The organism is Butyrivibrio sp. INlla18 (assembly GCF_900103635.1).
GTDB lineage: Bacteria > Bacillota > Clostridia > Lachnospirales > Lachnospiraceae > Butyrivibrio.
In genome coordinates this window covers 1-26276 of sequence record NZ_FMXK01000019.1, presented here as the reverse complement: position 1 = coordinate 26276, position 26276 = coordinate 1, and the positions used below count along the sequence as shown (strand labels likewise).

Sequence of the window (26276 nt, the reverse complement as noted above, 5' to 3'; positions counted from 1 at the left end):
AAAAAGGGAAGTTCTTTGTTAAACTTCCCCTGTTTTTTGTGAATTATGCCAAAGATTGTATACAATAATCCATCATTCCTTACATGGACCAGAGCTTTCTCTGATAACAAGTCTTGGAGTGATCATCTGAATCTTGTCTACCACCTTTCCTTCAGCTGCCCGAATCGCAGTATCTATAAGGATTTTTCCATAATTGACATAGTCGTAATCAACGCTTGTAAGCTTTGGAACTGTAAGATCTGCTATGTAAGTATTATCAAAGCTCACAACTGAGATATCTTCAGGAACATGAAGCCTGTGCTCTCTGATGCTTCTAAGAGCACCGCTTGCTGCAAAGTCGTTGATCGCTATGATTGCAGTAGGTCTGTCCTCAAGAGCTAGGATCTTGTTTGTAGCATCATATCCTGTCTCAGGGTCATAGGTACCATTTACGACGTACTCTCCTCGCTCTTCTATTCCATATTTTCTAAGTATATCCTGATACATCTTATACTTGTTAAAAGTTGAAGCAACTCTCATCTCACCGCCAACAAGCGCTATCTTCTTGTGTCCAAGTCCAATAAGATGCTCCATTACCAGATTCATAGCGCCAGACTCATCAATAACCACACTATGAGCTGGTGTCTTATCAAGCTTACCTGTCACGATCACAGGCGTATTATCACAGATGCCTCTTACTTTTTCTGCATAAGAGTCATCTGTTATAAGATCATCAACACTTCCGCCCATCTGTATGATTGCATCAACTCTCTGCTGAAGCAGTACATCAAGCTCATTTTTTTCTCTCTCACTAAATCCAAGAGAGTTAACAAGGCCTACGCTATATCCAGCTTTTTCAGCAGCAATCTCGCATGACACAAATAGCGCTGAATAATATGGGTTTCTCACATCTGCCGCAATGATTCCAATGTTTTTGGTGGCAGTATCTGACAAACCTTTAGCCAGCGCATTAGGCTTAAAGTTGTATTTTTCAATTATTTTTTGGATTTTTTCTTTTTTCTCTTTACGAACAGACGCGCTTCCAGTGAGTACGCGAGATACAGTGGACGCAGATACTCCTGCCTCCGCTGCTATATCATATATAGTGATCGTTCTGGCGGTGTTCAGTCTCTCTTTTTCCATAAAGGCTCCGTCTTGGGGACTGTCTGAAACCGATTTCAATTTAATATTACGCAATTAAAAATCGCTTGTCAATAAAAAAATCTTTTATTATTAAAATCCCATATATACGCCAGGAATATCTTCTTCTGTAAGGTTAAACTTGCCATAACTCTCGTCGTTATCTGCTGTTTCCATCTTAACAACGTTAACATAACCATCATTGATCATATCAACCATATAGGTAACAATCCTAGGGTCAAACTGAGTACCTGCGCCCTTCTGGATTTCCTCGATGATCTCGTCCTTGTTGAGATGTCTTCTGTATACACGGTTACTGGACATCGCATCATAAGCATCTGCTACGCCTACAATCCTAGCAAAAAGAGGAATCATCTCCCCTTTAAGTCCATCTGGATATCCTGATCCATCATATCTTTCGTGATGATAAAGAGCCGTCTCTCTTACTCCCTTAAGTGAAGAAAGCTGCACAAGCATCTTACCACCAGCTACAGTATGGTTCTGGATCATAGCCCTCTCTTCTTTGGTAAGGATTCCTGGCTTGTTGAGAACAGCGTCCGGAACACTGATCTTACCAGCATCATGTAAAAGACCTGCATAATAGATATTCTGAATATCATCCTCAGGAAGTCTCATTCTCTTTGCGATCTCAGCTGCGTACATTGCAACTCTCTTAGAATGGCCCCTTGTATATGGATCCTTGGCATCAATGAAATTGATGAAGGTATTCATAGACTGAAGAATGATCTTGATATCATTCTTTTGTTTTTCTCGATAGTTTCTGAAATTAAGTCTTGTAACTAAAAAGCCAATGAATACAATAGTCCAGATACCAATAAACACTTCTACTATTCTTCTAGCTAAGCTAGTGTTATTACTAAGGATCTTGTATCCCTGTAAGTGAAGACTTGTTGGTGAAAATGGCTCTTTTGCTGAAACAATGATTCCAAAAGTGATATTGCCATCAGCTAAGATAGTATTGTTGTAGTTTGTAGGTTTGATGGTCAAAAGACCTGTTCTCTTATCAAGCTCTGCTTCTGAGCCCCAATAATTATCAAGAACTGAGCCTGCTGGAACCTTAATACTGATAGTCCAGTTTGCAAGGTCATACTTGTCAGCATTAAAGATAGTAAAATCAAACTGATTGGCTACACCAACTGCTGAATCCCATGTACCAGATACCACCATCTTGGCGTAGGTACTGTCTGAAAGCTTGGCACCAGTAAGGCTAAGGTCTGTTTCCTCTACTGAAGCTACATTATTCTTAGAAATTATATCCTGAACAAAATAAGATGTTATCAATATAACTAGTATTATAAATAGAACAATTACAGTTCTAAAGGTTCTATCAAATTTCATAAATTATGCCCTTCTGTTATCAGCTAAGTGATGCTTTCTTTTTTCCTTATACATGAGCTCGTCAATAGCAATCTGGAACTGCTTGGCTGTCATGTTATTGGCAGGATCATATATCATAGATCCAATACTAGCCTGAAGTTTATAAGGCTTCTCACTCTTATAATTCCAAAGATCAAGTTCATCTTCGATCATATCAACCTTGGCCCTGAGTTCCTCTAAAGCGGCTATATCGCATACTACGCAGAACTCATCGCCCCCAAATCTACCTATGGAAGACTTTGGTGGAAATACCTTAAACAATATATTAGATACTACCATGAGAGCATAATCGCCTTCATGATGTCCATAATTATCGTTTATTTCTTTAAATCTATCAAGGTCCATCATAATAGCAGCAAATTTCTGACCTGTTGCCAATGAATACTGTATCTTTTCTTCTACACTAATGTCAATTCCACGCCTGTTAAGTGCGCCCGTAAGATAATCTACATCCAGATTCTTGGTCTGCAGGTAGAAAAAGACAATAAGAAGACCTATAGATATAGATGCATACGTCATGTTCAGATCAGATATAAAGATCTGCAAAAATGCTCCAAAGAGCGAAATTATCGGCAATATAAAAATAGGCAAAACATATCCTGGTGCTATGCTCTTTCTGTTGATAAGGGCATACACAGACATCAAAAGACAGAATATCAGGATCAAAGCTCCTCTGTAATAGAACAGAGTTCCTCTGTGATACTCATATCCTTCGAAATAATAAAACCATTTCAAATTAAACAATACTGAAAATGTGACTAAAATAAAGTTTGTTGCCATGAATCCGCGATACAAAGCTGAAAAGAGCTTTTGACACTTTGCCTTCTCAGGGATAAGCCAACAATTGATATAGATGAGTGCAAACAGATAGTCTGCTGGATCAAGAGCATAGATCACATAATAGCCAAATTTCATCCAGATAAGGAATCTATCAGGATAAAGCTCGCCTATATGTCCTACAGTTTCAGCTACTACCAGAACTAAAGTCATGCCCAAAAGGCAAACAAAGTTAGTTCCTGCTTTGGTACGGATAGTCTTACTCTGAAAGATCATGAGTAAGATAAGAAGTAGCACTGTATAAAAGTTTACTATAATCCACCCCGAAATAGCCAAAACTCTCGCTCCCCTAGTTCGTATTTTCACAGAAAATACACAAATATTCTATTACATTATACATTAGTGTCAGTAATTTTAAACAATGATTTCTGTCTTTTTTGGTCTTGTTTTAAACAAAAATTTCAAAAAATAGACCTGTAAAAGAAATTTTCTTTTACAGGCCTACATGAATAATTATAAGTATTTGATTATCTCTGGATACGACCTGATCCGTCGCCACCTGCAAGCTTGTTTACTTCATCAACAGTAACAAGGTTGAAGTCTCCTTCGATTGTGTGCTTGAGAGCTGATGCTGCAACAGCAAACTCAATTGTAGCCTGTGGATCAAATCCGTTTACGCAGCTATAGATAAGTCCACCGCCAAATGAATCTCCGCCACCAACACGGTCAACAATACGAAGTGCATATTTCTTGGAGAAGTAAGCCTGTCCATCTGTGTAGAGCATAGCACTCCAGTTATTGTCGTTAGCAGAGATAGACTCACGAAGTGTGATAGCAACCTTCTTGAAGCCAAATCTCTCTGTAAGCTTCTGAGCAACCTCAATGTAGCCTTCTCTGTTGAGCTTACCAGTTGTAACGTCTGTAGAAGAAGCAGCGATTCCGAATACATCAGAAGCATCCTCTTCGTTTGCGATACAAACATCTACATACTGGCAGATCTCAGCCATTACCTTACCAGCCTTTTCCTTGCTCCAGAGCTTTCCTCTGTAGTTAAGGTCGCATGATACCATAAGTCCATGCTCTTTAGCTTTCTTAGCAGCCTCAAGTGTGATCTCTGCAAGGCTGTCGCTTACAGCTGGAGTAATACCTGTGAAGTGGAACCATTCAGCTCCCTCAAAGATCTCATCCCAGTTGAAATCAGCTGGAACAGCCTCTGCGATTGCAGAATGTGCACGGTCATAGATACACTTAGAACCTCTCTGAGAAGCACCCTTCTCGTTGAAGTAGATACCTACTCTGTCGCCACCTCTTGTGATCTTAGAAGTGTCAACGCCATACTTTCTAAGAGAGTTAACAGCAGCCTGTCCAATCTCATGCTTAGGAAGCTTTGTAACGTATACTGAATCAAGTCCATAGTTTGCAAGTGAAACAGAAACGTTAGCCTCTCCGCCACCAAATGTAGCCTCAAGGTGATCAACCTGAACGAATCTTAAGTAATTGTCTGGCTGCAGACGCAGCATGATCTCACCAAATGTAACAACTTTCTTTGCCATTTAACTAGTCCTCCAAAACTCTTTTATATTTTACTGTCTATCAGTTCTTTACTAAATGTACAGCGAATCCGCCGAAGTCATCAGCAAGATAAGCAACTTTGAGATGATTGTCAGCATCATATGCAAATGATGTCTCATCAAACTTAACGCCCTGCTTACCAAGGTGATAAACAGCTCTGTCTACGTTGTTTGTTCCAATAGCGATATGACCACATGTGCCACGGCCCTGAGCCTTCATAACTTCTACAACGTTTCCAGCAAATACTGAAGAGTTACCAACCTTCTTGGTGAAGCCAAAGAGTGAATCAAACTTATCAGCAACAGCCTCTGCAGATGAAGCATCAGTCTGGTTGATTCCAACATGCTTCATTGTGAAACCAAGCATTGCATTAACTGCATCTCTTGTCATTGCTTCGATCTCATCAAACTTGCCTGCTGAAATAAGGTCTTTTTTAACCATCCAGCTACCACCACAGCAGAATACCTTGTTGAATCCAAGGTAATCATTTAAGTTGTTCTTATTTACGCCACCTGTAGGCATGAAATGCATTTTTGTATATGGTGCAGCCATAGCTTTGATCTTGGCAATACCACCATTCTGCTCTGCAGGGAAGAATTTTACGCAATCAAGACCAAGTTCAATTGCCTGCTCAACTTCGCCAGGAGTTGCTGTTCCAGGTACTACTGGTACTCCGATTGACTGAATGTACTCAACGTTTGATCTGTTGAATCCTGGGCTTACGATAAACTTAGCTCCAGCAGCCTTAGCACGATCTGCCTGCTCTGCATTGAGAACAGTTCCGGCACCAACGATCATCTCAGGGAATTTCTGAGAAATAATTCTGATAGCTTCTTCAGCAGCTTCTGTACGGAATGTAACTTCTGCAGCTGGAAGACCACCCTTAATAAGTGCCTCTGCAAGTGGCTCAGCGTCCTTAGCGTCGTCAATTGCAATTACTGGTACGATACCAATTTTGTAAAGTTCTTCACAAATCTTATCCATTTCTATTTCCTTTCAAGCAATAAATTAATCTTCCTCTACATCCTGAAATTTTGAAGGATCGAGGTTATTAGGATCCTGACCAATATAAGCGGAAATACCACCATCAATGTAAACAACCTGACCATTGATGAAATCAGAAGCTGGAGAAGCAAGGAATACTGCAAGTCCCATAAGGTCTTCTGTCTTGCCCCATCTCTGAGCTGGTGTCTTAGAACGAATAAATCTGTCGAATGGATGCATTGATCCATCAGCCTGCTTCTCACGAAGAGGTGCTGTCTGAGGAGTAGCAATGTAACCAGGCCCAATAGCATTACACTGGATATTGTACTGGCCATATTCTGAACAGATATTTCTTGTAAGCATCTTAAGTCCGCCCTTAGCAGCAGCATAAGCAGATACTGTCTCACGACCGAACTCTGACATCATTGAGCAAGCGTTGATGATCTTACCGCTTCCCTTCTTGATCATTGCTGGAAGAACAGCCTTTGAGCAGATGAATGGACCTGTAAGGTCTACATCGATAACCTGCTGCCACTGATCTACAGTCATCTCGATCATAGGGATTCTCTTGATGATACCAGCGTTGTTAACAAGGATGTCGATTGTTCCAACATTCTTCTCAACCTCAGCAACAAAGTTAAGTACCTGATCTTCCTTAGTAACGTCGCATACTCTACCGAATGCCTTGATACCAAGCTTCTCATACTCAGCCATTCCCTTATCTACAAGTTCCTGGTTGATATCATTAAATACAACTTTTGCTCCGCTCTGTGCAAAAGCTACTGCATAAGCAAGTCCAAGTCCGTAAGAAGCACCTGTAACCCAAGCGATCTTACCTTCAAGTGAAAAATTCTTTAAAAAATCCTGCATGATTATATCCTCCTTAATTCAAATAAACAATGAAGTTCTGCTCTCGTACTGCGTACTCGACAGAACTAAGTAGTACACTAGGCTCGATAATACCTCGCCAAGTGATTACTTAAGATCCTGCATTGCGCAGTCATCCATATCATCGAAATCCTGATTTTCTCCAACCATTCCCCAGATAAATGTGTAAGCCTGTGTGCCACATCCTGAGTGAATTGACCAGCTAGGGCTGATAACAGCCTGCTCGTTTCTCATGATGATATGTCTAGTCTCTGTAGGTTCGCCCATGAAGTGCATAACAAGTGCATCTTCTGGAATATCAAAGTAAAGGTATACTTCCATTCTGCGGTCATGTGTATGACATGGCATTGTATTCCATACACTACCTGGCTTAAGTTCTGTCATACCCATCTCAAGCTGGCAAGTCTCAACCTGTCCTGGAAGGATGTACTTGTTGATAACTCTGTGATTAGCCTGCTCAAGGCTTCCGAGTTCCTTCTTGTTTTCATCTTTGATGATAACAACATCCTCTGATGGTGTACCCTCTCTCTTAATGAGAACTGTAGGATATGTCTTGTGAGCTGGTGCGCTGTTGATGTAGAACTTTGCAGGCTTAGATGCATCGCAGCTTGCAAAAGAAACATCTTTTGCTCCCATTCCGATATACATACCCTGCTTGTAATCTACGTCATACTTCTTGCCATCAATTGTGATGACACCGGCGCCACCGATGTTGATAACACCCATCTCACGTCTCTGCAAGAAATACTCTGCTCTAAGTTCATCTCCTGCTGTAAGTTTAAGCTCCTCTTTGACAGGAACTGCTGAACCAGTAATGATTCTGTCGATATGGCTGTAAACGAGCTTGATAGTATCAGGCTGGAAAAGATCATCAATAAGAAACTCTTCTCTCAGTCTAGCAGTATCATAGTGTTTCTCGTCTCTAGGTGAACATGCTGTTCTAAGTTCCATATGCCCTCCAATCTGAATATCCATAATGATATTATTCGTATTTAATTATCATCATAGAGTATTACTTATTCTTTGTCAGTTCATATTTAAGTCAAAAAGTTGCAAATCCTGAACTTATGAAAGAGCTTTCAATTTGCCTAAATTGTACCACGTTCATAAATGATTGACATTGCAAAAGTTGTTCTTAAAGACAAAAAATAAGTCCTTGGAATATCCAAGGACTTACATATGTTTTAGTCTAAAATGAGCAGGACTATAAGCCGGGTTATGTCTTCTAAGATGATCATCTATCTAGAACTGCCGTCACCGACAGTTTCAAGCGACCCACCTGAAAGCGAACCGGGCCGGTTCATTGCTCTCTATTCGGTCTTGCTTCGGATGGGGTTTACATGGCTACTGATGTTACCACCAGCACGGTAGTCTCTTACACTGCCTTTCCACCCTTACCTGACATAAGTCAGGCGGTATCTCTCTGTTGCACTATCCTGGGAGTCACCTCCACCAGACGTTATCTGGCATCCTGCCCTGCGAAGCCCGGACTTTCCTCTCCCATGCCCTTTCGTTTGCATGGCAGCGATCATCCATCCTGCTCTTTTTGTCTACAGTACAATTACTTTAACATGAAATAAAGATTTGTCAATTGTTTTTGACCTTTTCCATGTTTTTGGCAACAATTGCCTTCATTTCTTCTAAGCTTACTCCATCTACATTGTCTGAAACAGCGCTGTAATTTTCCCCATCAATTACCCACTCTGCTGCATAGTAGAGACCATCGCTACCATAAAACTTAACATCTACGCCGTCAATATTAACAGTCTTGCACTCATCTACAGGAGCATATGCACCTTCAGATCCTGCTGCCTCAAAAGAAGCTTCTGTCTTATCTACTGCAAACATTTCTGCCTCTGAAACCTGAGCTGAATAGCTTGAACTATCTGTAGTGTTTCTAAGCATTACATTTGAAAGAATAACAGCACCTACAATAACTGCTGCCGCTGTAGAAGCTATTCTGATGATTCTTCTATAATCTACCACTTTAGCTTTCTTAACCGGTTCTGTAACTGTTTCCTCTGCGCCGTCTTTTCCAAGCTCTGCTTCAATATTTTGAAGGATTCTGCTACGCATATCTTCTGTTACTTTTATATTGTCCATTACTTCATTGTATTTATTCAAAGTCGTATTCCTCCTTCAATATTTTCTTTAGCTGCTTTCTGGCTCTTAATAGATCAGAACGCACAGTGGATTCATTTCTTTCAAGCATATTTGCAATATCTCTAGTAGAATATCCTTCCTGATAGAACAAATGAACCACTTCTCTTTGTGTTACAGGAAGTCCTTTGACAGCTTCCCACACAAATGAAAGATCCTCTTCCTTCTTGGCTACAAGCCCCTCATCAAGCTCGTCAGCTTCTCTGATCTTGTTATATCTGATCTTGTTCTTGCTGAGGTTTGATGCAACGGTTATGAGCCACGCTTTTTCATGGTTCTCATTTTCAAATTCAGGAGCGGATTTAAGGTATTTGATCAGCGTATCCTGTAATATATCCTCAGCGTCACTCATATTCTGCAGATATGAGTAAGCCACTCTTAAAAGCATATTTCCATATTTATCTAAAACTACTTCAGGCTGAGCCTTCATGATATAATCTCCCAATTGTTGTAATCATTGGGAAAATTATATCATATTGGCAAAATATTATTAACTGTTCTTTGAAACCATGCGTACCAACTGGTTGAACTCTTCTTTGTACTCATCTTTATTTTCTAATGTTTTGTATGTATCCATGATGTATTCAAAAGAAGAATTGCCCTTGTGTTCACTGTCACTAAGGATCATAGCAAACTCAGCAACCATTCCAGCAAACTTAAGGTTCTCACTTGGCTCTTCAGATACAGCCTCGTCATTTACTACAACACTGATGAGTTCAGAAGTATCAGCATCAGGCTCTTTGTAACGGATATTTACTGTAGCAAATTCATCTGCGTACTGGCCATCATCCTTCTTTTCAGACTCATCATTGTTCTGATACTTGAGTTCAACTGCTGACTCAGCGCCATCTTCAATGATCTCATAAAGAGCTATTACAGTATGGCCAGATCCAATCTCACCACCGTCCTTTGTGTCATCATTAAAGTCTGTAGCGTCCATGATCCTGTTCTCATATCCAATAAGTCTGTAAGCGTTGATCTTGTTTGGATTGAACTCAACCTGGAACTTAGCGTCCTTGGCTACTGTATATAATGTAGAATTCATCTCCTCCACGAGAACCTTCTTGGCCTCAAGCATTGAATCTATATATGAATAATTACCGTTACCGCAGTCAGCAAGTCTTTCCATTCTGTCGTCCTTGTAGTTACCTGTACCAAATCCAAGAACTGAAAGGAATACCCCACTTTCCTTCTTTTCCTCGATGAGCTTTTCAAGATCATCAGGACTTGAGATACCAACATTCATATCTCCATCAGATGCAATGATAACTCTGTTATTTCCTCCCTTTACAAAGTTAGCTTCTGCGATCTGATAAGCCTTCTTGATTCCAGCTTCTCCGTTTGTTGAACCGCCAGCTTCAAGATTGTTTATAGCTCTGATGATAGTATCCTTATTCGCAAGGCTTTCTCCCTCAAGGATCACTCTGTCGTCACCAGCGTAAGTTACGATAGATACTGTTCCTTCATCAGGAAGATTTTTTACAAGTTCAGTAAATGCCTTCTGTAAAAGAGGAAGCTTATCATCGTCAAACATTGAACCTGATACATCAATTAGAAATACAAGATTATTTACGATCTCTTCGTCAGATTCAAGTTCCTGAGCCTTAACTCCCACGAACATAAGCTTGTGATCATCGTTCCATGGGCAAGGAGCAATTTCTGTAGTTACTCCAAATTTGTCATTTCCTTCAGGTGAGATAAGATCATAGTTGAAATAATTGATGAATTCTTCTGGTCTTACAGCATCTGCGTTAATGTCAGATAAGCTATATTTGCTTTCGATCATTCTACGGATATTTGCATAGGATGCTGTATCCACATCAGCTGCAAAAGTTGAAAGCGGCTGAACCTGAGTTACAAAGAAACCATTTTCATCAGGCTTTTCATAAGACTCAGTGTTTTCAGGCACGGTGTAGTATTCGTATTCTGCCGTTTCGTAGGCTGCTTCCGTATACGTGTCAGATGATGTAGCTTCGTATACTCTGGATCCTCCACATCCAGTGATTGCCCCGGCAAATACAGACATGCCTAACAATAGTGACAATACCTTTCTTTGCTTCTTCATAATTTTTCCCTCCAATTGACAGATTACACTGTCCTAATATATATACATTGGGAAAAATGTATTTGTTGCACAAAAAAAGTAACTAGTAAAAACTAGTTACTTAATATTACCCATTTCTTCAACTCGCTTATCCTGAAGTTCTTTGAGCGCTGATACTGCGACTTCACAATATGCAACAATCATCTCTGAATTGGATGCCAAAGAGCTACGAGCTTTGCTCCTCATAGTCTCAAAATAAGCAATAGCTTGACTCAAAAGCTCTGGACTATACTGCGTACCATTGCAGTAAATAGTACCTGTTGCTGTATTATATTTGTTCTTTTTGTAATCTAACACCGGCTTAACCCCCATCGCCATAGCTAGTGAATTAATTGTATCTGCCCTGTTATAACTTGCCATTACTTTTTCTCTTTTCCCAATCTATTTGACTAGAGATATTGTAATGGAAACTTCAGAAAAAATAGTGGTTTTTATTAGAAATTTTTTTGAAAAAAATGTGTCCAATTTGTGACGATGAACTTATTCCAGATAGATCGTTGAAAGACACACTGCCTCGCCACTATCTGAGCCACCTAAAAGTATTCCAATGAAGTTACCTTTCTTGTCATAGAGACCGCTTCCTGACATCCCCTCATTAACTTCAATGCGGCAATAGATCATGTTGTGCTCAAAGTCTTCTACGTAAATATCAGGCTCAGCCACAACTCCTATAGAAGCGTCAGGAGAAGCCGCATCTACTATGATAACACTCTCTGATTCCTTAGGAAGCTTATCTTTACGCTTAACAATGCTGTATGGTCCGCGTCCAGTAGCCTCAACATAAGCAATATCTAGACCTTCATCTATCTTAACCAGACGTGCCTTTTCTACTGTCTGAGAATCATAGATTATGTCTATATCTTCAGAATCATCTATCACATGGGCCGCTGTTATTATGATCAGATTACTGCCATCGCTATCCCATATACACCCAACTCCCCGAAGATTCCCGCTTTCTACCAGAACTTCTGACATGCGGGCATCTTCGATAGCTTCACCATAACTAATATCACAGGTTTTAAAAGGTCCCGTAGTACCTATCATCATAATAACAAAGAGCACCCACACCATGATTCCTATAGGTATAGCCCTTCTGTAGTACTTCTTTTTCCAGTCGTTATACATATTTTAGAGTAGCCTCCGCCCCTCTTTCAGGTCCAAAACATGCTCTCCAACCTAAGTTTTCAAGCTTAGTAGCATCAAGTGCGGAACTGTTCATCATATTGTAGCTCTTAAGCTCAGCATCTGAAGGATTTTCAAATACAACCTTCACGCCTCCAGCCCTTGCCAGAGCATCTGCCATGTCTCTTATGGTCACAACGCTGTCCTTATTTGAGATATTGTAGGCATTCGCTGGCGCTCCTTTTATCAGTATTGTCAAAAGAGCTGAGGCACAGTCTAGTGTATAGCAATAGGATCTTAATTGATCACCTTTACTCTTCATCACTATATCTCTTCCTGCAACAGCATCTCTGGTAAAAGAAGCTGTAGCTCTTGAGTCAGACTCTGTGATACTTGGTCCATAAATATGGCAAGACCTAGCAATAACAGTATCAACGCCGTATTCCTTGTTATAAGAAATGCAGAGGTTTTCTGCAGCTCTTTTACTCATAGGATAGCAGGCTCTAGGATTTAAGATATCAACATAGCCGTAATCTTCCTCTGTAAACTTGTTCTTGCCAGCTTCAAAGTCCTTATTGCCGTAGATCTCACCGCTTGATAAAAAGAGGAGTCTACTGCCCTTATGACTTCTTGCAAGCTCCAAAAGGCTCATAAGGCCCTCTATATTGCCCTTAACAGTCTCAACAGGAAAGCCTGTGATCTTGGCTGGATCAGCATTTCCGGCGCCGTGAATGATATAATCCACATCTGCCTCAATGCCAAAATCCTTAGTCATGTCATACTCACAAAACTCAAAGTCATCTTCTTCAAGAATGCCTTCAAATCTCTTAGCAATCCTGTCTTTATTTCTGCCAGCAAGAATAAGCCCTATGCCAGCATCTTTTTCTTTGTTTAAAAGAGCTAATATCTCCACTACTGCTGAGCAGATCATACCTGTAGAGCCTGTTATAAATATCTTTTTATTAAATAACGCTGTGATGTCAGGCACAGCCTCTAAAGCCAGCCTGACATCATCAAAATAATCTTTATTATATTTCATGATCATACCTTAAAGCAGCTTCCGCCAACGAACTCTCTGCAGATTGAATTCTTTGGAAGGAAGGAACTGTCTACACTTACAAAATAATCAAGGAACTTAAGAAGTCTCTTGGCCTCGTAATACTCTGGCTCATCCTTGCCAATTGAGAAAAGAAGAGGTTCTGCGTACTGCTTGATAACTGCAAGCTCATAGATCTGAGCTGAGTTGAACATCTCATCAGCTTCTTCCTGGAACGGGAAGATATTAGCCTCTTCACCAGCACGAACTGAAGGCCACATGCTGATAGTATTTTTGGCAGATGCTCCTCTTGTTCTGGCGTCTCTTACAATCCTCCTTAAAAGTCTGGAATCTGTAGTAGGGATTCTGTTGTGAGAATCGATACTAAGAGTTGTAAGAGCGCTTATATAGATCTTGAACTTGGATGAAGCAGGAAGTGAATAACTCATTTCCTCATTAAGTCCATGGATACCCTCGATCACGAGAACATCACTTGGTCCAAGCTGAAGAAAATCGCCGTTCATTTCTCTTTTACCGGTTACAAAGTTAAACTCTGGCATCTCGACTCTCTCGCCATTTAAGAGCTTTGTCATATCAGTGTTGAACTGCTCTATATCCATAGCACCAAGGCACTCAAAGTCATAGCTTCCGTCTAAGTGCTTTGGAGTCATCTCTCTGTTAACAAAGTAATTATCAAGGCTTATAGGATGTGGAACCATTCCATAGGTACGAAGCTGGATAGAAAGTCTGTTGGCAAAGCTTGTCTTACCTGATGAACTTGGTCCTGCGATCATAACAAATTTGATATCTTTGCGGTCATGGATTTTTTTGGCGATCTCACCGATCCTGCGCTCCTGAAGGGCTTCCTGCACAAGGATCATCTCATTGATAAGTCCGCTGCAGATCTGATTATTCAGATCGCCGACGTTATCAATTCCCATCATTGTGCCCCAGTCACTGGCAAGTCTCATAGTCTCAAAGAGCTTCTCTCTTGGCTCTGAAACCTTTAAGAGATTTGGATCGATCTTCATAGGAAGTGTCAGGAGCATACCATCGTGATACTTATCAAGCTGGAAATGCTCGATATATGAGGTGTTTGGAAGCATGTAGCCATAGAAATAATCGTACACGTCCTCTAATTTATAAATGTTGATCTCGGAGCTTCGGCGGTACTTTAAAAGTGCCACTTTGTCAGTCATTCCCTGCTTTCTAAAAAGCTCGACTGCCTCATCAAGCGGATATACCTTCTTGATGATAGGAAGCTTGTCGTCAATAAGCTGCTGGAATCTGTCAGAGATCTTTTTTACAAGTTCATCTGTGATCCCTACTCCGCCCCTCATGGTCACATAATATCCGTTACCTATTGTAAATTCTACCTTGGTCTTTGCCTGGTTTTCGGCACCGCAAACGTCCTTTATAGCCTTGATCAGCATCATGATAGCTGTTCTGCGCATGGTCTTGTGACCGATGTCATCAGCATAGGTTACAAAAGACAGTTCTCCATCCTTTTTAACAGTCTTCATGAGCTCACGGATCTTGCCGTTAAAGATAACTGCTGCGATTCTATACTTGTGCTCTGACTGATACTCCTTGGCAATGTCTTCAAAAGAAGTTCCCTTAGGATATTCCTTTGATACTCCATTAATAGTAATTACAGGCATGTTATTCTCCTATTCGTCCATATATTTTAGGGCAAAAGAAATATCAGAAAGCTCTTCTTTTATTTCTGTAATGCGCCCCAAATGATTATCATCCAAACTCTTTAATATGCTTTCGCAGACTTCTTTACCATGTTCTAAAAAGCTCTTTAAAAGAGGATCTCTTCTAAGAAGATTGCTAGCTCCATAACGGTCAAAGAGCCTTATTACATCTTCCCTGGATAAAGAGCTGTCTGTATCCAGAAAGCTCTTTATATTCTCATTTAAGATTGCTTCTTTTTCATCCTGAGACATGTCAGTTACTACCTTCATTGGAAAGTAGTACTTGCCGTCCTCTAGGATCATCTTTTCATCTGTGATAAAAAAGCCTCCTTCTCGCAAAAATGCCCTGAACTCAGATAGGTCTGACTGAGGCTGAAGTACTGCGGTCTTGATACCAAGCTCCTTTAGATTTCCCTCTTTTACAAGTCTTTCCATGAGCTTGCCGCCCATTCCTGCAATGATAAGAGAATCTGCTTCGCCTTTTTGAAGCTCTTTTAACCCATCTGAAAGTCTGGTGGTGATAACATCTAAAAGCCCATATTCTCTGATGTTATCACTGGCTCCTGAAAGTGGCCCCTGTCTAACATCCATGGCTACTGCACTTGATGCGATGCCGCTCTGAACAAGGTAGATAGAAACATAGCCATGATCACAGCCAACATCAGCTACGTTAAGCTTCTTGCCACTATCATCCCTTAGCATCTCAGCAACGGTTACGAGCCTCTGGGACATTTTCGATAAAATAGGTGCGTTTCCCATATCTGTCATATTAATCTAAGTAATCCTTGAGCTTGCGGCTACGGCTAGGGTGACGAAGCTTTCTAAGGGCCTTAGCTTCGATCTGACGGATACGCTCACGTGTTACGTTGAACTCCTTACCTACTTCTTCAAGAGTTCTAGCTCTTCCATCATCAAGACCGAAACGAAGTCTCAAAACCTTCTGCTCACGCTCTGTAAGAGTTCCCAAAACCTCAACAAGCTGTTCCTTTAAAAGTGTGAACGCTGCAGCGTCTGCAGGTACAGGAACGTTGTCATCCTGAATGAAATCACCAAGATGTGAATCTTCCTCTTCACCGATAGGTGTCTCAAGAGATACAGGCTCCTGAGAGATCTTTAAGATCTCACGTACACGCTCAACTGGCATGTTCATTTCCTTAGCAACCTCTTCTGGAAGTGGCTCACGGCCAAGTTCCTGAAGGAGCTGTCGGCTTACACGGATGAGCTTGTTGATAGTCTCAACCATGTGAACAGGAATACGGATTGTTCTAGCCTGGTCAGCGATAGCTCTTGTGATAGCCTGTCTGATCCACCATGTAGCATATGTTGAGAACTTGAATCCCTTACGGAAATCGAACTTCTCTACAGCCTTGATAAGACCAAGGTTACCTTCCTGGATAAGATCAAGGAAGAGCATACCTCTACCTACATATCTCTTGGCAATGCTTACAACAAGTCGAAGGTTAGCTTCTGCAAGGCGCTTCTTGGCCTCTTCTCCTTCGTAGATGATAGCATTGAGCTCTTTCTTCTTGGCATCTGAAAGCTTGTTCTTTTCTTTATCCTCATCAAGCTGAGCTTTAGCTTCAATACCAGCTTCCATAGCCTTAGCAAATTCGATCTCCTGGTCAGCTGTAAGAAGTGGAACTTTACCGATCTCTTTTAAGTACATTCTGACAGGATCTTCAATGCTGATTCCATCAGGCACTGAAAGGTCGATATTTTCCATATCTACCTCATCCTCATCAGTAAGGATCATATCGTCATCTTCAACTTCAAGAAGGTCATCATCATTGTCTGTTGCTCTAAGAACGTCGACTCCGGAATTCTCAAGAACATCTAAAACGTTACCAAGCTGCTCTTCAGAAAGATTGATATCAGCAAAGAAATCACTAACTTCTGCATAATCAAGAGCATTCTTTTTCTTCTTGGCAATGACAAGGATCTCTTTTACTTTCTGTTTAACGAGCTCTTTTGTAGCCTCATCAGGTTCTTCATCATCTGAACCATTTGATTCTACCTCAGTTTTAACAACCTTCTTGCCCTTTGTAGCCTTTGTTTCCTTAGCTGGCTTTTCCTCTACTACTACTTCTTTTTTCTTAGAAGTCTTAGCAGCCTTTGGTGCCTCTTCCTTTTCCTCTGCTGCTTTCTTTGTAGTTGCCTTCTTTGCTGGCTTTTCTTCTGCTACCTCTTCCTTTTTCTTAGTAGCCTTAGTAGTCTTTGAAGCCTCTTCCTTAGCTTCTGCAGTCTTCTTTGCAGCTGCCTTCTTTGCTGGCTTTTCTTCTACTACCTCTTCCTTTTTCTTAGTAGCCTTAGTAGTCTTTGCAGCCTTTGGAGCTTCTTCCTTAGCTTCTGCAGTCTTCTTTGCAGCTGTCTTCTTTGCTGGTTTTTCTTCCTTCTCAGCCTTTGCTGCCTTAGCTGGCTTCTTTTCCTCTGCCTTCTTGGCAGTAGTCTTTTTTACGGTTTCCTTCTTGGAAACCTCGGCTTTAGCAGCCTTTGTAGCTTTCTTTGTCTCTTTTGTTTCTATCTCTTTCTTTGCCATTTTAAGTTCCATTCCTTCTTTTTATTTTTTTAATCGTCTGGCGATATATCTGCGTGTGCTAGCTTCTCAAGTTCTTTTTTGCCCTGAATAGTCTTGGTCAAAAAATCTGGATCATCCGGCTTAAGTTCACTCTTTTGCCTCTCATATCCTGCAAGCTTAACTCCATAGATGATATCGTGAAAGGCCTTGCGCCTCTGATCCTTGGTCTCTATCTCAACCAGGTTGGTGTTAAACATCTCAGCAACCTGCCTGTGCTCCTCTTCCTCAGTGAATCTGTCCAGGATCGCTGCCGGTGAGAAGTTGCCATTTTGCATTCCCATGAACAGTTCTCTTGCGACACTCCTATAGAGTTCATCTGAGAAATCCTCTGGCGTTACGTACCTGCTAACCTTGGAAAAGAGCTTTGGCTCATCTGTGAGCCAAGTCAGGAGTAGCCTTTGATTCTTCCTTGCTCCATCCTCAGGAGTATTCTTCTTTTGAATACCTGACTTTGGTCTCTCTGCAGGTTTGACCAGTCCGCCCTTTGCAGCAAAGGATGCCACAAGTCTTCTAAGGTCATCAACCGCTATATTATATTTGGCTGCAACAGCCTCAATATAGTTTTCTCTTTCAAGGGTCTCTTCAAATTCACAGAGCTTTTTGGCTAGCTCTCTGTGGAATTCTGTCTTGGATTCAGGATCTGACATATCATGCCTTGATTCCATGATCCTTACTTCAAAGAAGAACGTATTCTCTGCATTTCTGATTCTTTCTTCAAAGGCCTCTTTACCAAGATTCTTGATGAACTCATCGGGATCCTTGTATGGTCTAAGATCTAAGACCTTACCCTTGATTCCTGCCTCTTTTAGTATGCCTATTCCTCTAAGGGCCGCCTTGGTTCCCGCTTCATCACTATCATAGGACAAGATAACTTCGTCAGTGTATCTCTTAAGGATCATAGCCTGTCCTGTAGTAAAGGCTGTACCAAGGGAAGCTACTGCCATATCAAAGCCTGCCTGATGCATAGCTATGACATCCATGTAGCCCTCACAGATGATCATGTACCCTGCTCTGGAATTCTTGGCATAATTAAGGCCAAACAGATTTCTGCTCTTGTCAAAGATTGGTGTCTCCGGCGAATTAAGGTACTTGGGCTTGCCATCTCCCATAACTCGTCCACCAAATCCTATAACCTTTTGGGACGCATCCTGAATCGGGAACATTACCCTATTCCAGAACTTGTCATGGGTTCCCATCTTCTCATCATGAGAAGCAAGACCTGCCTCAATGATCTGAGCATCGGTATATCCCTTGTCCTTAAGGTATTTGACAAGATCATTACTTGAAATATTGGCATATCCAAGTCCAAAGTGCTGCATGGTCTCATCAGAAAGCTTTCTCCCTCTAAAATACTCCATGCCCTTTTGGCCACTCTTACCTCTAAGTTGGTAGTAGTAATACTTGGCTGCCTCTTTATTGATATCGTAAAGGATCTGTTTTTTATCTCGCAAAGCCTTGGCCTGCGGAGAATTATCCTCGTCAGGAAGCTTGATACCGGCTCTGTCCGCCAGCTGTTTGACCGCTTCCTGGAATGTTAAATTGTCATATTTCATCAAGAAAGTAATAACGTTGCCTCCGGCCCCGCAACCAAAGCAGTGATAAAGCTGCTTGCTTGGCGATACTGAAAAGGAACCGGACTTTTCATTGTGGAAAGGGCAAAGTCCCATGTAATTGGAACCCTTCTTTTGAATGTGAACATACTGCCCGATCACATCCACAATGTCGTTACTAGAGCGCACTTCCTCGATAAGCTCCTCCGAATAACGCATAAATTATAAAACTCCCCATGTATGAGGTATATAAACCTCTTCAAAAACTGCGATTGAATATCTGTCTGTCATAGAACTTACATAGTCACAGACAATCCTCTCCTTGGTCTCTCCAGTTTCAAGCATATTCTGAAGATAATCAGGAAGCTTCTCGATGTGTTCAAGATAATACTGGTAAAGAATCTTGATCATCTCTTCTACCTTACCTTCCTGTCCCTTAGCTATAGGATTGGTGTAGACTCTGTCAAACATAAATGTTCTCAGTTTAAAGAAAGCATCATTAACTTCTGGTGACATCTTGATATCATCCTGATCAAGACTGTTGGCTACGATATCATGAATAAAGGTATCAAGCCACTCTCCACTGGTATGACCAAGAACTCTGCTGATGTCGTCAGGAACTTCCTCCTCTGTGATGATTCCGCCACGTACTGCATCATCCATATCATGGTGCATGTAGGCAATCTTGTCAGAAAGTCTCACAACCTTGCCCTCAAGAGTGCTAGGTGTCAGATCCATCTCGTGATTGAGAATACCATCTCTGACTTCCCAAGTTAGATTCATGCCCTGTCCATAGTTCTCAAGCTTCTCAACTATTCTAAGGCTCTGCTCATTGTGTCTAAATCCATCAGGGCACACAGCATTAAGAGCCCTCTCACCTGCATGTCCAAAAGGAGTATGTCCAAGATCATGGCCAAGAGCAATGGCCTCTGTAAGGTCCTCATTTAACATAAGAGCCTTGGCTATAGTCCTTGCATTCTGTGACACCTCAAGGGTATGAGTCATACGAGTCCTATAGTGATCACCCTCTGGAGACAAAAAGACCTGTGTCTTGTCCTTCAGACGCCTAAAGGATTTGGAATACAAGATCCTGTCGCGGTCCCTCTGAAAGCAAGGCCTTATATCACACTGCTTTTCTTCTTTTTCTCTTCCTTTGGAATTCATGCTAAGAGTTGCATGTTTACTTAAGATCTGCGTTTCTCTTTCTTCTAACTGAGTACGAATTATCAAATGTTTTTGTCTTCTTTCTGTGGTTTTAATTTGTAAAAAAGCTAAAAAAAGAACCCACACTTTAATATTCTGTGTGAGTTCTCAAAATCCTTTTTTTATTTCAAAAAAATTATTTAGTCCATTCTGACTCTCTTGAAGTATATTGGTCGTTTATCCACTGAACCGCCTGTTCAAGGCCTTCCTGGGATACTTCAAAATTCTCTGATGTCATTAAAGACTTGTCTGTATGAGCATATGAGTTAGGCTCAGGCCACACTGTAGCCATAAGTGTTGCAGGGCCTCTCTGGTCCACAGGAACAAACTTGACGTTCTCAAGAGGCTCTCTTGCAAGTCTGTAGCGCATTCCCTTGTAGCTTCCAAAATATGCCTCTCCATACTCATAATGCATCAGATTAAAAAAACTGCTTACTTCTATTGCCATTTAATAAAAAACCATCCTTAACAAAATAATAGGTATTAGAAGGTTACTTTACCAGTATCCTCATGATTTACAACATAATATGCTGCATTATCAGATGGCTTGATATAAACCTGGATCTCCTTGATGCTTGTAAGCTTGTGACCATTATTTACGTAGTCCTTCTTGGCTCTTTCAATAATGTCAGCTGCTCTAAGCTCATGGTGACTGTACTGAATGAATACTTCCTCTTTGCAGGTATACTTGGCAGCTTTAAGAGAAAGATCATTGCCTACTGTCTTAGCAACCTTTGCTGCCTTCTCAGACTGCTTCTTTACAGCCTTTGCTGCAGGAGCTGTCTTTTCCTTTGCCTTGTTAAGATAAGGAACTGCCTTATTCTTAAGATCATTAACAACTGGCTCTGCCTTTTCAAGAACATCCTCATAAACAGGCTCTGCCTTTGTCTTAAGGTCATTTACAACTGGCTCTGCCTTGCTCCTTATATCCTTAACTACAGGCTCTGCCTTACTCTTGATCTCTTTTATATATGGTTCGGCCTTGTCTGTAACAGGCTTTGCAGCTACCTTTACATCTCTGATGATAGGCTCTGCAACCTTTTTGATCTCATCTACCGGTGACTTTTTTCCCATATCTGCGTCCTCCTGTCTATTAAATGTGCTGATTACTTAAACTTGTTCATAAACTGAGCCATAGGTCCAATGGCATCCTGCAAGTCCTTTATGGCAGTATTAAGTCCCTCAAAGTCGATCTCTGAAAGGTTATTGACTGCACTTGTAAGACCTTCGCCGTTTTCCTTAACAAGCTCGTTCATACCACTGCTGGCTTCTGTGATGTTGGATATCATCTCATCCATATCTTCAAGAGATGTCTGAGCCTTGATAGCAACCTGATTCACGTTATGAATGGTGCCCACCGCCTTTGGAACCACAGCTATCGCTACGATCACTACTGTTGCCGCCATAACTGCTATGCAACAAGTTGATATCTTCTGCCAAAAGAGCTGTTTCTTGTGGAGATCTCGCATCTGCGTTAAAAGAGCTGCCTCAGAAGGTGCACTTGTTTCAGTAGCAACGGGCTGTTCGTTCTCTTTATTCTTTTCTTCCATGTTCTGTCCCCCTAACAATGATTTCTTAAAACCATTAAAACACTAAGAACAGTATACACCCTGTAAGGATTTAAAAAAAGCTACGCACAACAAAGTCCCATCTTCCGCACAAAACAAAAAAAGGAACCAGTTCAATGAACTGATTCCTTTTGTTCGTGCGGAAGATGGGACTTGAACCCACACGATGTAAGCATCACAAGATCCTTAGTCTTGCTCGTCTGCCAATTCCGACACTTCCGCATTTCCCGTCGCCGCTCTCTCGTGGCGACTTGATTATAATAGCATTGTAATTCTAAAACGTCAACAGAAAATTTCAAATTTTTTTAAGTTTTTTTCTACTTATTGATTCTCCGATCAAGTTCTATCTGCATTTCAGCAATAAAGTCCTCCGGCTTGCAGTAAGAATAAGCCTCCAGATAGGTATTCCACGCCATTTCAAAATTATCTGCCATTACAACACGAGGAAGATATTGGTGCTTACAATTTTCCATAAGTCTCCAAGCTTTTCCTCCATCAGTTGCATTTGTCATGGTCTGAGAATAGGTATACATAGGATACCATGGGCCTGGAGCACAGTTTACGCCTAGCATATCCACATAGGTCTGGGCTCCATAAGCATCAAAACATTCCTTAAGGTCATCAGAAAGTGTATCGTAAAATTCGCCCTTCTGGTCTTCTGGCTGCATGGCATTCCTGCCATCTCTACTCGTTCCAGTAAAACGAGGGAAATATGAGTAATCACAAAAATGCTCCTTTTTGTAAGAAGCATCAACTGCATTTGCTCTCATCTCTGGAGTTCTATAAAACATACCCTTTGTATCGGCCTTATAGTCCACACCCTCAACCCCCCAGAATCTAAGGTTGTGAATATCCTGACCAAGAAGATCATTTACAAACTTCATGGCTCCGTCAATATCTTTACAGCTCTTTGTAATGGCAAGTCCGCTACTGCTATGAAGAACCTGGGCTGAACAGTGCCACTGATTCTTGACATCTTCACTGATAGTTACAGGAAGAGGAACATACTGGCATCCCTCTTTATCAAGCCCCTTAGCCTTGAAGGCATCCTCAGCAACATAGGCAAAATTCCACCACTGGTCGATCATTCCAAGAACTCTTCCAGATGATAATTTTTCTATGTACTGATCATAGGACTGGGTAAAAGACTCCGGATCTACGATACCTTTTTTGTACTCCTCATTAAGTCTCTTAAAGTATTTCTTGGCTGTATCAGTAGTATTGTAATCAATTATGGTATTAGTAGTAGGATCAACTATGACTGAACCATCATTTGGATAACCATCAAGAAAAGCTGGCGCATTTTCAAGACAGTAATACTTCCAGTCTTCGCACAGGATGGTGTAAGGGATGACTTGTGTACCATCTGAAAGCGTAGGATTAGCATTGTAATAATCATCAATAAGGTCAAAATACTGATCCATTGTTCTGATCTGCGGATAACCAGCCCATTTAAGGACCTTTGTCTGTATCCAAAAAGTTTCCTCTGCATGGACGCAGCCCTTTTCCTCCCCATAACAGCTAGAAAACTGAGGAATCCAGTAAATATGCCCATCAGACTGCTTTAGCTCATTCCACTGGTCTTCGCTAAAATAATTTTTGATATTAGGATACTTTTCAATGTACTCATCAAGAGGCACTAGCGCGCCCTTTTCATACAAAACAGAGCTCATCTCTCCAGCATCGATAAAATCAGGATACTCATCATCTTCTATCATCTTACTTATGGCTTTTTCAACACCCTCATTTTGAAGCCACGACTCTTTTACCTTGCAATTTGTCTTCTCAGCTATAAGCTCACTGATATCATTGTGATCATCTATCTCTGTTCCCTGGACAGCAAAAAAAGCAGTGAATTCCTTAACCTGTTCTTCACCGCTTTTGCTTGTCCTCTTTGAATCAAACCACAAGACTAGCGTTAAATTTATACCTATACCAACACATACCAAAATGAAAATGTTAAATAAGCTTTTTCTCATGGTCTTTGCCTCATTTATATGCCAGTCGTATCATTCAAAAATGTCTATTTTAATATATCCAATATTTCAAGAGGATCATTTACGAAGTAATTGTTTTCAGCGCCAACTTTCAAAAGTTCCTCTTTTGTTCTAAAGCCCCAAAGACATGATATACATTTAAGCCCTGTATTGACCGCTGTCAGATGGTCAATCTCTGAGTCTCCAACATAAATGCAATCTTCCTTGCTAACTCCAAGCTGCTTCATAGCTTCCAAGCACTCATCAGGAGCTGGCTTTCTCTCAAGACCTTCTGCTACTCCAATAGCAACATCTACATAGTCCTTAAAATATAGGTCTCTAAGCTCTCTTACAGCCCCCATAGACTTATTAGAAACGATAGCCATCTTGTAGCCGCGCTTCTTGAGCTCAGCAAGGAGTTCTGGGATGTGCTTATAAGGGCCTGTCTTAATATTGCAATGATCAAAATAATAAGCTTTGTAGGCCTCTAATATCTCATCAAATCTCTCATTGTCTCGTCCATCTGGAAGAATCCTCTCCATCAGGACCGCTGCTCCACTTCCCACACTGTGCTGAACTTTATCCAGTGTTTTCTCAGGAAGATCGAACTTTCTCATAATATAATTAACGGAATCTGTCAGGTCCTCAATTGTGTTAAGAACCGTTCCGTCCATGTCAAAAATAACTGCCTTGTAGTCCATTAAAATACCGCCTTTTCTCTACAAATATAGCACAAAATCCCCGTCTTAGCAAAAGTTGTCACAGGCTCAATATTACGTCTCCATTATCTTTAGCTTGGCAAATTACTAAGTATTCCTTAGTAGTTCATAGTACTCAACACATACTTATTTTAATATCAATTTTGGATTAACTAATAATTGCTGAATAATGTTCTCATAAGCTTCCACATCAATAATCCTTGAGATTGTCGTAATTCTTTTTCCTGCATCCTTACTTGAAGCTCCACAATGATATAGCTTTATATCCTTTGTCGCATTATCAATAATAATGTATCGATCATGTGCTCTGTTATTTGTTTTTATAAAATCAATTGTTCTTCCATAATATTCTGTCGTAAAGTCATTATATTCGGACAAACGAAGAGGTGCTCCACCTTTATTATCTGAAATAATCGTAAGTGCCACATTAGATTTTGAACTTGCAAGATGTCGAAGAGTCTTTACTCCAATATAGTCATCAATCACTATGATACTATTTTTCGCTTTTCCATAAATCTTCTGATATGCAACATCCGCTTTAAATGGTTCACCATCTAATAATAAAAACTCCTCATCATTTAATTCACTATTAAAAAGTCTCATAAAATCTGAGAGATCACTTTTTTTCACCATCTCAGATTCAATTTTCTTAATTGCTTGCGAATGTTGCTCTGTCAAAGCTGTTAGCATTAAAAGATCATGTCCTGAAATCATAGTTTTGTTCTCTATTATATGATCTTTCATTTTCTTGAATAGCCAAACCAACTTCCTACTTTGTTCTACTGCAAGTTTACCATTTAATACAGTCATAAGAAGATAGACTCCCTGCTCTGTAAATGCATGTGGTGGAATTCTTCGTCCTCCCCAACTTGCTATCCGATTTTTGGATTTCAAGTTATGAAACTCCTCCGTAGTGAGTTGAAACATAAACTCCTCTCCAACAAATCTCTCCTTATTATTTTTAACCTGCTCGTTAAGCTTACTTGTTGTGTACCCATATATTTCAGCAAGCTCAAAATCTAGCATCACCTGTACACCACGCACAACGTAAACCTTTTCTTCCAACTCGCGATCATCCATGAGTAAAATCTCATTCTTTTTTGCCATTAAAAATCCCTTCTACAAAAAGATTCAATTATATTTATTTACGCATTTTTACTTGCTATCCGATTTTTGGATAGCAAGTTTAATGACACCAGATCATTATATCTCATTTTATCATTTTCGTACATATGTTCTTTTTAATGACGACGTTACTCCTTTTTCAGTAAAAAACAACTAACAACCGGGAAACCAAATGGGACTTTGAGCAGAGCACTTGGCGAGGTATTTTCGAGCCTAGTGCGAGCCATGGGTGAACACTTGACGAGCCGTGACAACGAGCGAGTCTAGTGAGAATCCCAGAACCCGAGCAGCGAAGCTGCTGGGTGAGAGTCCTCTTCCACACGACAAAAAAGGACTAGTTCTTTCGAACTAGTCCTTTCAGACTGTAGACAAAGTGGTCCTGAGAGCGTAGCTCTCAAGACCATTTTTCTTTTTCGCGAGTGTTTTATTGATAATAAAGGATAGAAACGGCCTCTATCAGGCCATCTCTAACCGCCATTCATGCTTGATTCTTGCAAGCTTTTTCAGATTCATACACGCAAAGGTAAGCGCGACCTTCATTTCCATCCGCGCCTTGCCATACATCTGCGTATATCTGAATCCGTGGTTCTCTTTTGCTGTTCCAAAGATTCTCTCTATTGTTTCTTTTCTGTGAGAATAGAGATCCTTCATTCCTTCTGTGTACCTTATATTCTCACATTCTTCCATGTAATCTTCCCAG

General features: G+C 40.7%; 23 protein-coding genes, 1 tRNA gene, 1 other RNA gene and 2 pseudogenes. All 27 read right to left on the bottom strand.

What is annotated here, in order from left to right; translation table 11 throughout:
* Positions 1-72: 72 nt before the first annotated feature.
* A complete protein-coding gene (locus BLS24_RS12995) occupies positions 73-1122 on the bottom strand; it encodes a LacI family DNA-binding transcriptional regulator (protein ID WP_091759955.1) in 1050 nt (349 codons plus the stop codon).
* Positions 1123-1212: 90 nt separating this feature from the next.
* Positions 1213-2478: an HD domain-containing phosphohydrolase gene (locus BLS24_RS12990; protein ID WP_091759952.1), complete on the bottom strand. Its 1266-nt coding sequence runs from the start codon at positions 2476-2478 to the stop codon at positions 1213-1215.
* 3 nt (positions 2479-2481) lie between these two features.
* A complete protein-coding gene (locus BLS24_RS12985; protein ID WP_091759949.1) occupies positions 2482-3630 on the bottom strand; it encodes a GGDEF domain-containing protein in 1149 nt (382 codons plus the stop codon).
* A gap of 191 nt (positions 3631-3821) precedes the next feature.
* Positions 3822-4847, bottom strand: a complete 1026-nt coding sequence (locus BLS24_RS12980) for a sugar kinase (RefSeq protein WP_071175588.1) — start codon at positions 4845-4847, stop codon at positions 3822-3824.
* A 40-nt stretch (positions 4848-4887) separates the two neighbouring features.
* Positions 4888-5850, bottom strand: a complete 963-nt coding sequence (locus tag BLS24_RS12975; protein WP_091759947.1) for a bifunctional 4-hydroxy-2-oxoglutarate aldolase/2-dehydro-3-deoxy-phosphogluconate aldolase — start codon at positions 5848-5850, stop codon at positions 4888-4890.
* A gap of 24 nt (positions 5851-5874) precedes the next feature.
* A complete protein-coding gene (locus BLS24_RS12970) occupies positions 5875-6720 on the bottom strand; it encodes a gluconate 5-dehydrogenase (RefSeq protein WP_091759944.1) in 846 nt (281 codons plus the stop codon).
* 105 nt (positions 6721-6825) lie between these two features.
* Positions 6826-7689, bottom strand: coding sequence for a 5-dehydro-4-deoxy-D-glucuronate isomerase (gene kduI, locus BLS24_RS12965; RefSeq protein WP_091759941.1), 864 nt, complete (start codon positions 7687-7689; stop codon positions 6826-6828).
* Between the two features lie 240 nt (positions 7690-7929).
* Positions 7930-8282, bottom strand: an RNA gene (gene rnpB / locus BLS24_RS12960) — RNase P RNA component class A.
* Between the two features lie 43 nt (positions 8283-8325).
* A complete protein-coding gene (locus tag BLS24_RS12955) occupies positions 8326-8862 on the bottom strand; it encodes a hypothetical protein (protein WP_091759938.1) in 537 nt (178 codons plus the stop codon).
* The gene (locus BLS24_RS12950; protein ID WP_091759935.1) at positions 8855-9328 is read right to left on the bottom strand and encodes an RNA polymerase sigma factor; all 474 of its coding nucleotides are present in this window, start codon (positions 9326-9328) and stop codon (positions 8855-8857) included. Before BLS24_RS12950 ends, BLS24_RS12955 begins: the two co-directional genes overlap by 8 nt.
* Positions 9329-9388: 60 nt before the next feature.
* Positions 9389-10963, bottom strand: coding sequence for a vWA domain-containing protein (locus BLS24_RS12945; RefSeq protein ID WP_091759931.1), 1575 nt, complete (start codon positions 10961-10963; stop codon positions 9389-9391).
* A gap of 96 nt (positions 10964-11059) precedes the next feature.
* A complete protein-coding gene (locus BLS24_RS12940; protein ID WP_091759929.1) occupies positions 11060-11362 on the bottom strand; it encodes a hypothetical protein in 303 nt (100 codons plus the stop codon).
* Positions 11363-11482: 120 nt separating this feature from the next.
* Positions 11483-12127 (bottom strand): S1 family peptidase, encoded by a 645-nt coding sequence (locus tag BLS24_RS12935; protein ID WP_091759926.1) that lies wholly within the window; start codon positions 12125-12127, stop codon positions 11483-11485.
* Positions 12120-13163, bottom strand: a complete 1044-nt coding sequence (locus tag BLS24_RS12930; RefSeq protein WP_242872301.1) for an NAD-dependent epimerase/dehydratase family protein — start codon at positions 13161-13163, stop codon at positions 12120-12122. The genes BLS24_RS12935 and BLS24_RS12930 overlap by 8 nt, the downstream gene beginning before the upstream one ends.
* 2 nt (positions 13164-13165) lie before the next feature.
* Positions 13166-14821: a nucleoside kinase gene (locus BLS24_RS12925; protein ID WP_091759922.1), complete on the bottom strand. Its 1656-nt coding sequence runs from the start codon at positions 14819-14821 to the stop codon at positions 13166-13168.
* 9 nt (positions 14822-14830) lie between these two features.
* Positions 14831-15628 carry a class I SAM-dependent methyltransferase gene (locus BLS24_RS12920; RefSeq protein ID WP_091759918.1) on the bottom strand — a complete coding sequence of 266 codons (798 nt, stop codon included), beginning with the start codon at positions 15626-15628 and terminating at the stop codon, positions 14831-14833.
* Position 15629: 1 nt separating this feature from the next.
* Positions 15630-16811: pseudogene (rpoD, locus tag BLS24_RS12915) on the bottom strand (RNA polymerase sigma factor RpoD); the annotation flags it as partial.
* 614 nt (positions 16812-17425) lie between these two features.
* Positions 17426-19204: a DNA primase gene (gene dnaG / locus BLS24_RS12910; RefSeq protein ID WP_091759915.1), complete on the bottom strand. Its 1779-nt coding sequence runs from the start codon at positions 19202-19204 to the stop codon at positions 17426-17428.
* A gap of 3 nt (positions 19205-19207) precedes the next feature.
* Positions 19208-20215: a deoxyguanosinetriphosphate triphosphohydrolase gene (locus BLS24_RS12905; RefSeq protein WP_091759913.1), complete on the bottom strand. Its 1008-nt coding sequence runs from the start codon at positions 20213-20215 to the stop codon at positions 19208-19210.
* Positions 20216-20324: 109 nt separating this feature from the next.
* Positions 20325-20636 carry a hypothetical protein gene (locus BLS24_RS12900; protein ID WP_071175575.1) on the bottom strand — a complete coding sequence of 104 codons (312 nt, stop codon included), beginning with the start codon at positions 20634-20636 and terminating at the stop codon, positions 20325-20327.
* Positions 20637-20671: 35 nt separating this feature from the next.
* Positions 20672-21262, bottom strand: coding sequence for a DUF6465 family protein (locus BLS24_RS12895; RefSeq protein ID WP_091759910.1), 591 nt, complete (start codon positions 21260-21262; stop codon positions 20672-20674).
* A gap of 32 nt (positions 21263-21294) precedes the next feature.
* The gene (locus BLS24_RS12890; RefSeq protein WP_091759907.1) at positions 21295-21738 is read right to left on the bottom strand and encodes a hypothetical protein; all 444 of its coding nucleotides are present in this window, start codon (positions 21736-21738) and stop codon (positions 21295-21297) included.
* A 156-nt stretch (positions 21739-21894) separates the two neighbouring features.
* A tRNA-Leu gene (locus BLS24_RS12885) sits at positions 21895-21978 on the bottom strand.
* Between the two features lie 95 nt (positions 21979-22073).
* On the bottom strand, positions 22074-23735 hold the full coding sequence (locus BLS24_RS12880; protein WP_091759903.1) for an extracellular solute-binding protein: 1662 nt from the start codon (positions 23733-23735) through the stop codon (positions 22074-22076).
* 44 nt (positions 23736-23779) lie between these two features.
* Positions 23780-24433: an HAD family hydrolase gene (locus tag BLS24_RS12875; protein ID WP_091759900.1), complete on the bottom strand. Its 654-nt coding sequence runs from the start codon at positions 24431-24433 to the stop codon at positions 23780-23782.
* A 144-nt stretch (positions 24434-24577) separates the two neighbouring features.
* A complete protein-coding gene (locus BLS24_RS12870; protein ID WP_091759897.1) occupies positions 24578-25558 on the bottom strand; it encodes an ORF6N domain-containing protein in 981 nt (326 codons plus the stop codon).
* A gap of 492 nt (positions 25559-26050) precedes the next feature.
* Positions 26051-26276: pseudogene (locus BLS24_RS12865) on the bottom strand (transposase); the annotation flags it as partial.

Excerpts from the sequence above, each read along its gene's own strand:
- BLS24_RS12990 (WP_091759952.1), bottom strand. The coding sequence starts at position 2,478 with ATGAAATTTGATAGAACCTTTAGAACTGTAATTGTTCTATTTATAATA.
- dnaG (WP_091759915.1), bottom strand. The coding sequence starts at position 19,204 with ATGCGTTATTCGGAGGAGCTTATCGAGGAAGTGCGCTCTAGTAACGAC.
- BLS24_RS12980 (WP_071175588.1), bottom strand. The coding sequence starts at position 4,847 with ATGGCAAAGAAAGTTGTTACATTTGGTGAGATCATGCTGCGTCTGCAG.
- BLS24_RS12975 (WP_091759947.1), bottom strand. The coding sequence starts at position 5,850 with ATGGATAAGATTTGTGAAGAACTTTACAAAATTGGTATCGTACCAGTA.
- BLS24_RS12945 (WP_091759931.1), bottom strand. The coding sequence starts at position 10,963 with ATGAAGAAGCAAAGAAAGGTATTGTCACTATTGTTAGGCATGTCTGTA.
- kduI (WP_091759941.1), bottom strand. The coding sequence starts at position 7,689 with ATGGAACTTAGAACAGCATGTTCACCTAGAGACGAGAAACACTATGAT.
- BLS24_RS12870 (WP_091759897.1), bottom strand. The coding sequence starts at position 25,558 with ATGGCAAAAAAGAATGAGATTTTACTCATGGATGATCGCGAGTTGGAA.
- BLS24_RS12900 (WP_071175575.1), bottom strand. The coding sequence starts at position 20,636 with ATGGCAATAGAAGTAAGCAGTTTTTTTAATCTGATGCATTATGAGTAT.
- BLS24_RS12930 (WP_242872301.1), bottom strand. The coding sequence starts at position 13,163 with ATGAAATATAATAAAGATTATTTTGATGATGTCAGGCTGGCTTTAGAG.
- BLS24_RS12935 (WP_091759926.1), bottom strand. The coding sequence starts at position 12,127 with ATGTATAACGACTGGAAAAAGAAGTACTACAGAAGGGCTATACCTATA.
- BLS24_RS12950 (WP_091759935.1), bottom strand. The coding sequence starts at position 9,328 with ATGAAGGCTCAGCCTGAAGTAGTTTTAGATAAATATGGAAATATGCTT.
- BLS24_RS12940 (WP_091759929.1), bottom strand. The coding sequence starts at position 11,362 with ATGGCAAGTTATAACAGGGCAGATACAATTAATTCACTAGCTATGGCG.
- BLS24_RS12880 (WP_091759903.1), bottom strand. The coding sequence starts at position 23,735 with ATGAGAAAAAGCTTATTTAACATTTTCATTTTGGTATGTGTTGGTATA.
- BLS24_RS12995 (WP_091759955.1), bottom strand. The coding sequence starts at position 1,122 with ATGGAAAAAGAGAGACTGAACACCGCCAGAACGATCACTATATATGAT.
- BLS24_RS12925 (WP_091759922.1), bottom strand. The coding sequence starts at position 14,821 with ATGCCTGTAATTACTATTAATGGAGTATCAAAGGAATATCCTAAGGGA.
- BLS24_RS12895 (WP_091759910.1), bottom strand. The coding sequence starts at position 21,262 with ATGGGAAAAAAGTCACCGGTAGATGAGATCAAAAAGGTTGCAGAGCCT.
- BLS24_RS12890 (WP_091759907.1), bottom strand. The coding sequence starts at position 21,738 with ATGGAAGAAAAGAATAAAGAGAACGAACAGCCCGTTGCTACTGAAACA.
- BLS24_RS12875 (WP_091759900.1), bottom strand. The coding sequence starts at position 24,433 with ATGGACTACAAGGCAGTTATTTTTGACATGGACGGAACGGTTCTTAAC.
- BLS24_RS12920 (WP_091759918.1), bottom strand. The coding sequence starts at position 15,628 with ATGACAGATATGGGAAACGCACCTATTTTATCGAAAATGTCCCAGAGG.
- BLS24_RS12970 (WP_091759944.1), bottom strand. The coding sequence starts at position 6,720 with ATGCAGGATTTTTTAAAGAATTTTTCACTTGAAGGTAAGATCGCTTGG.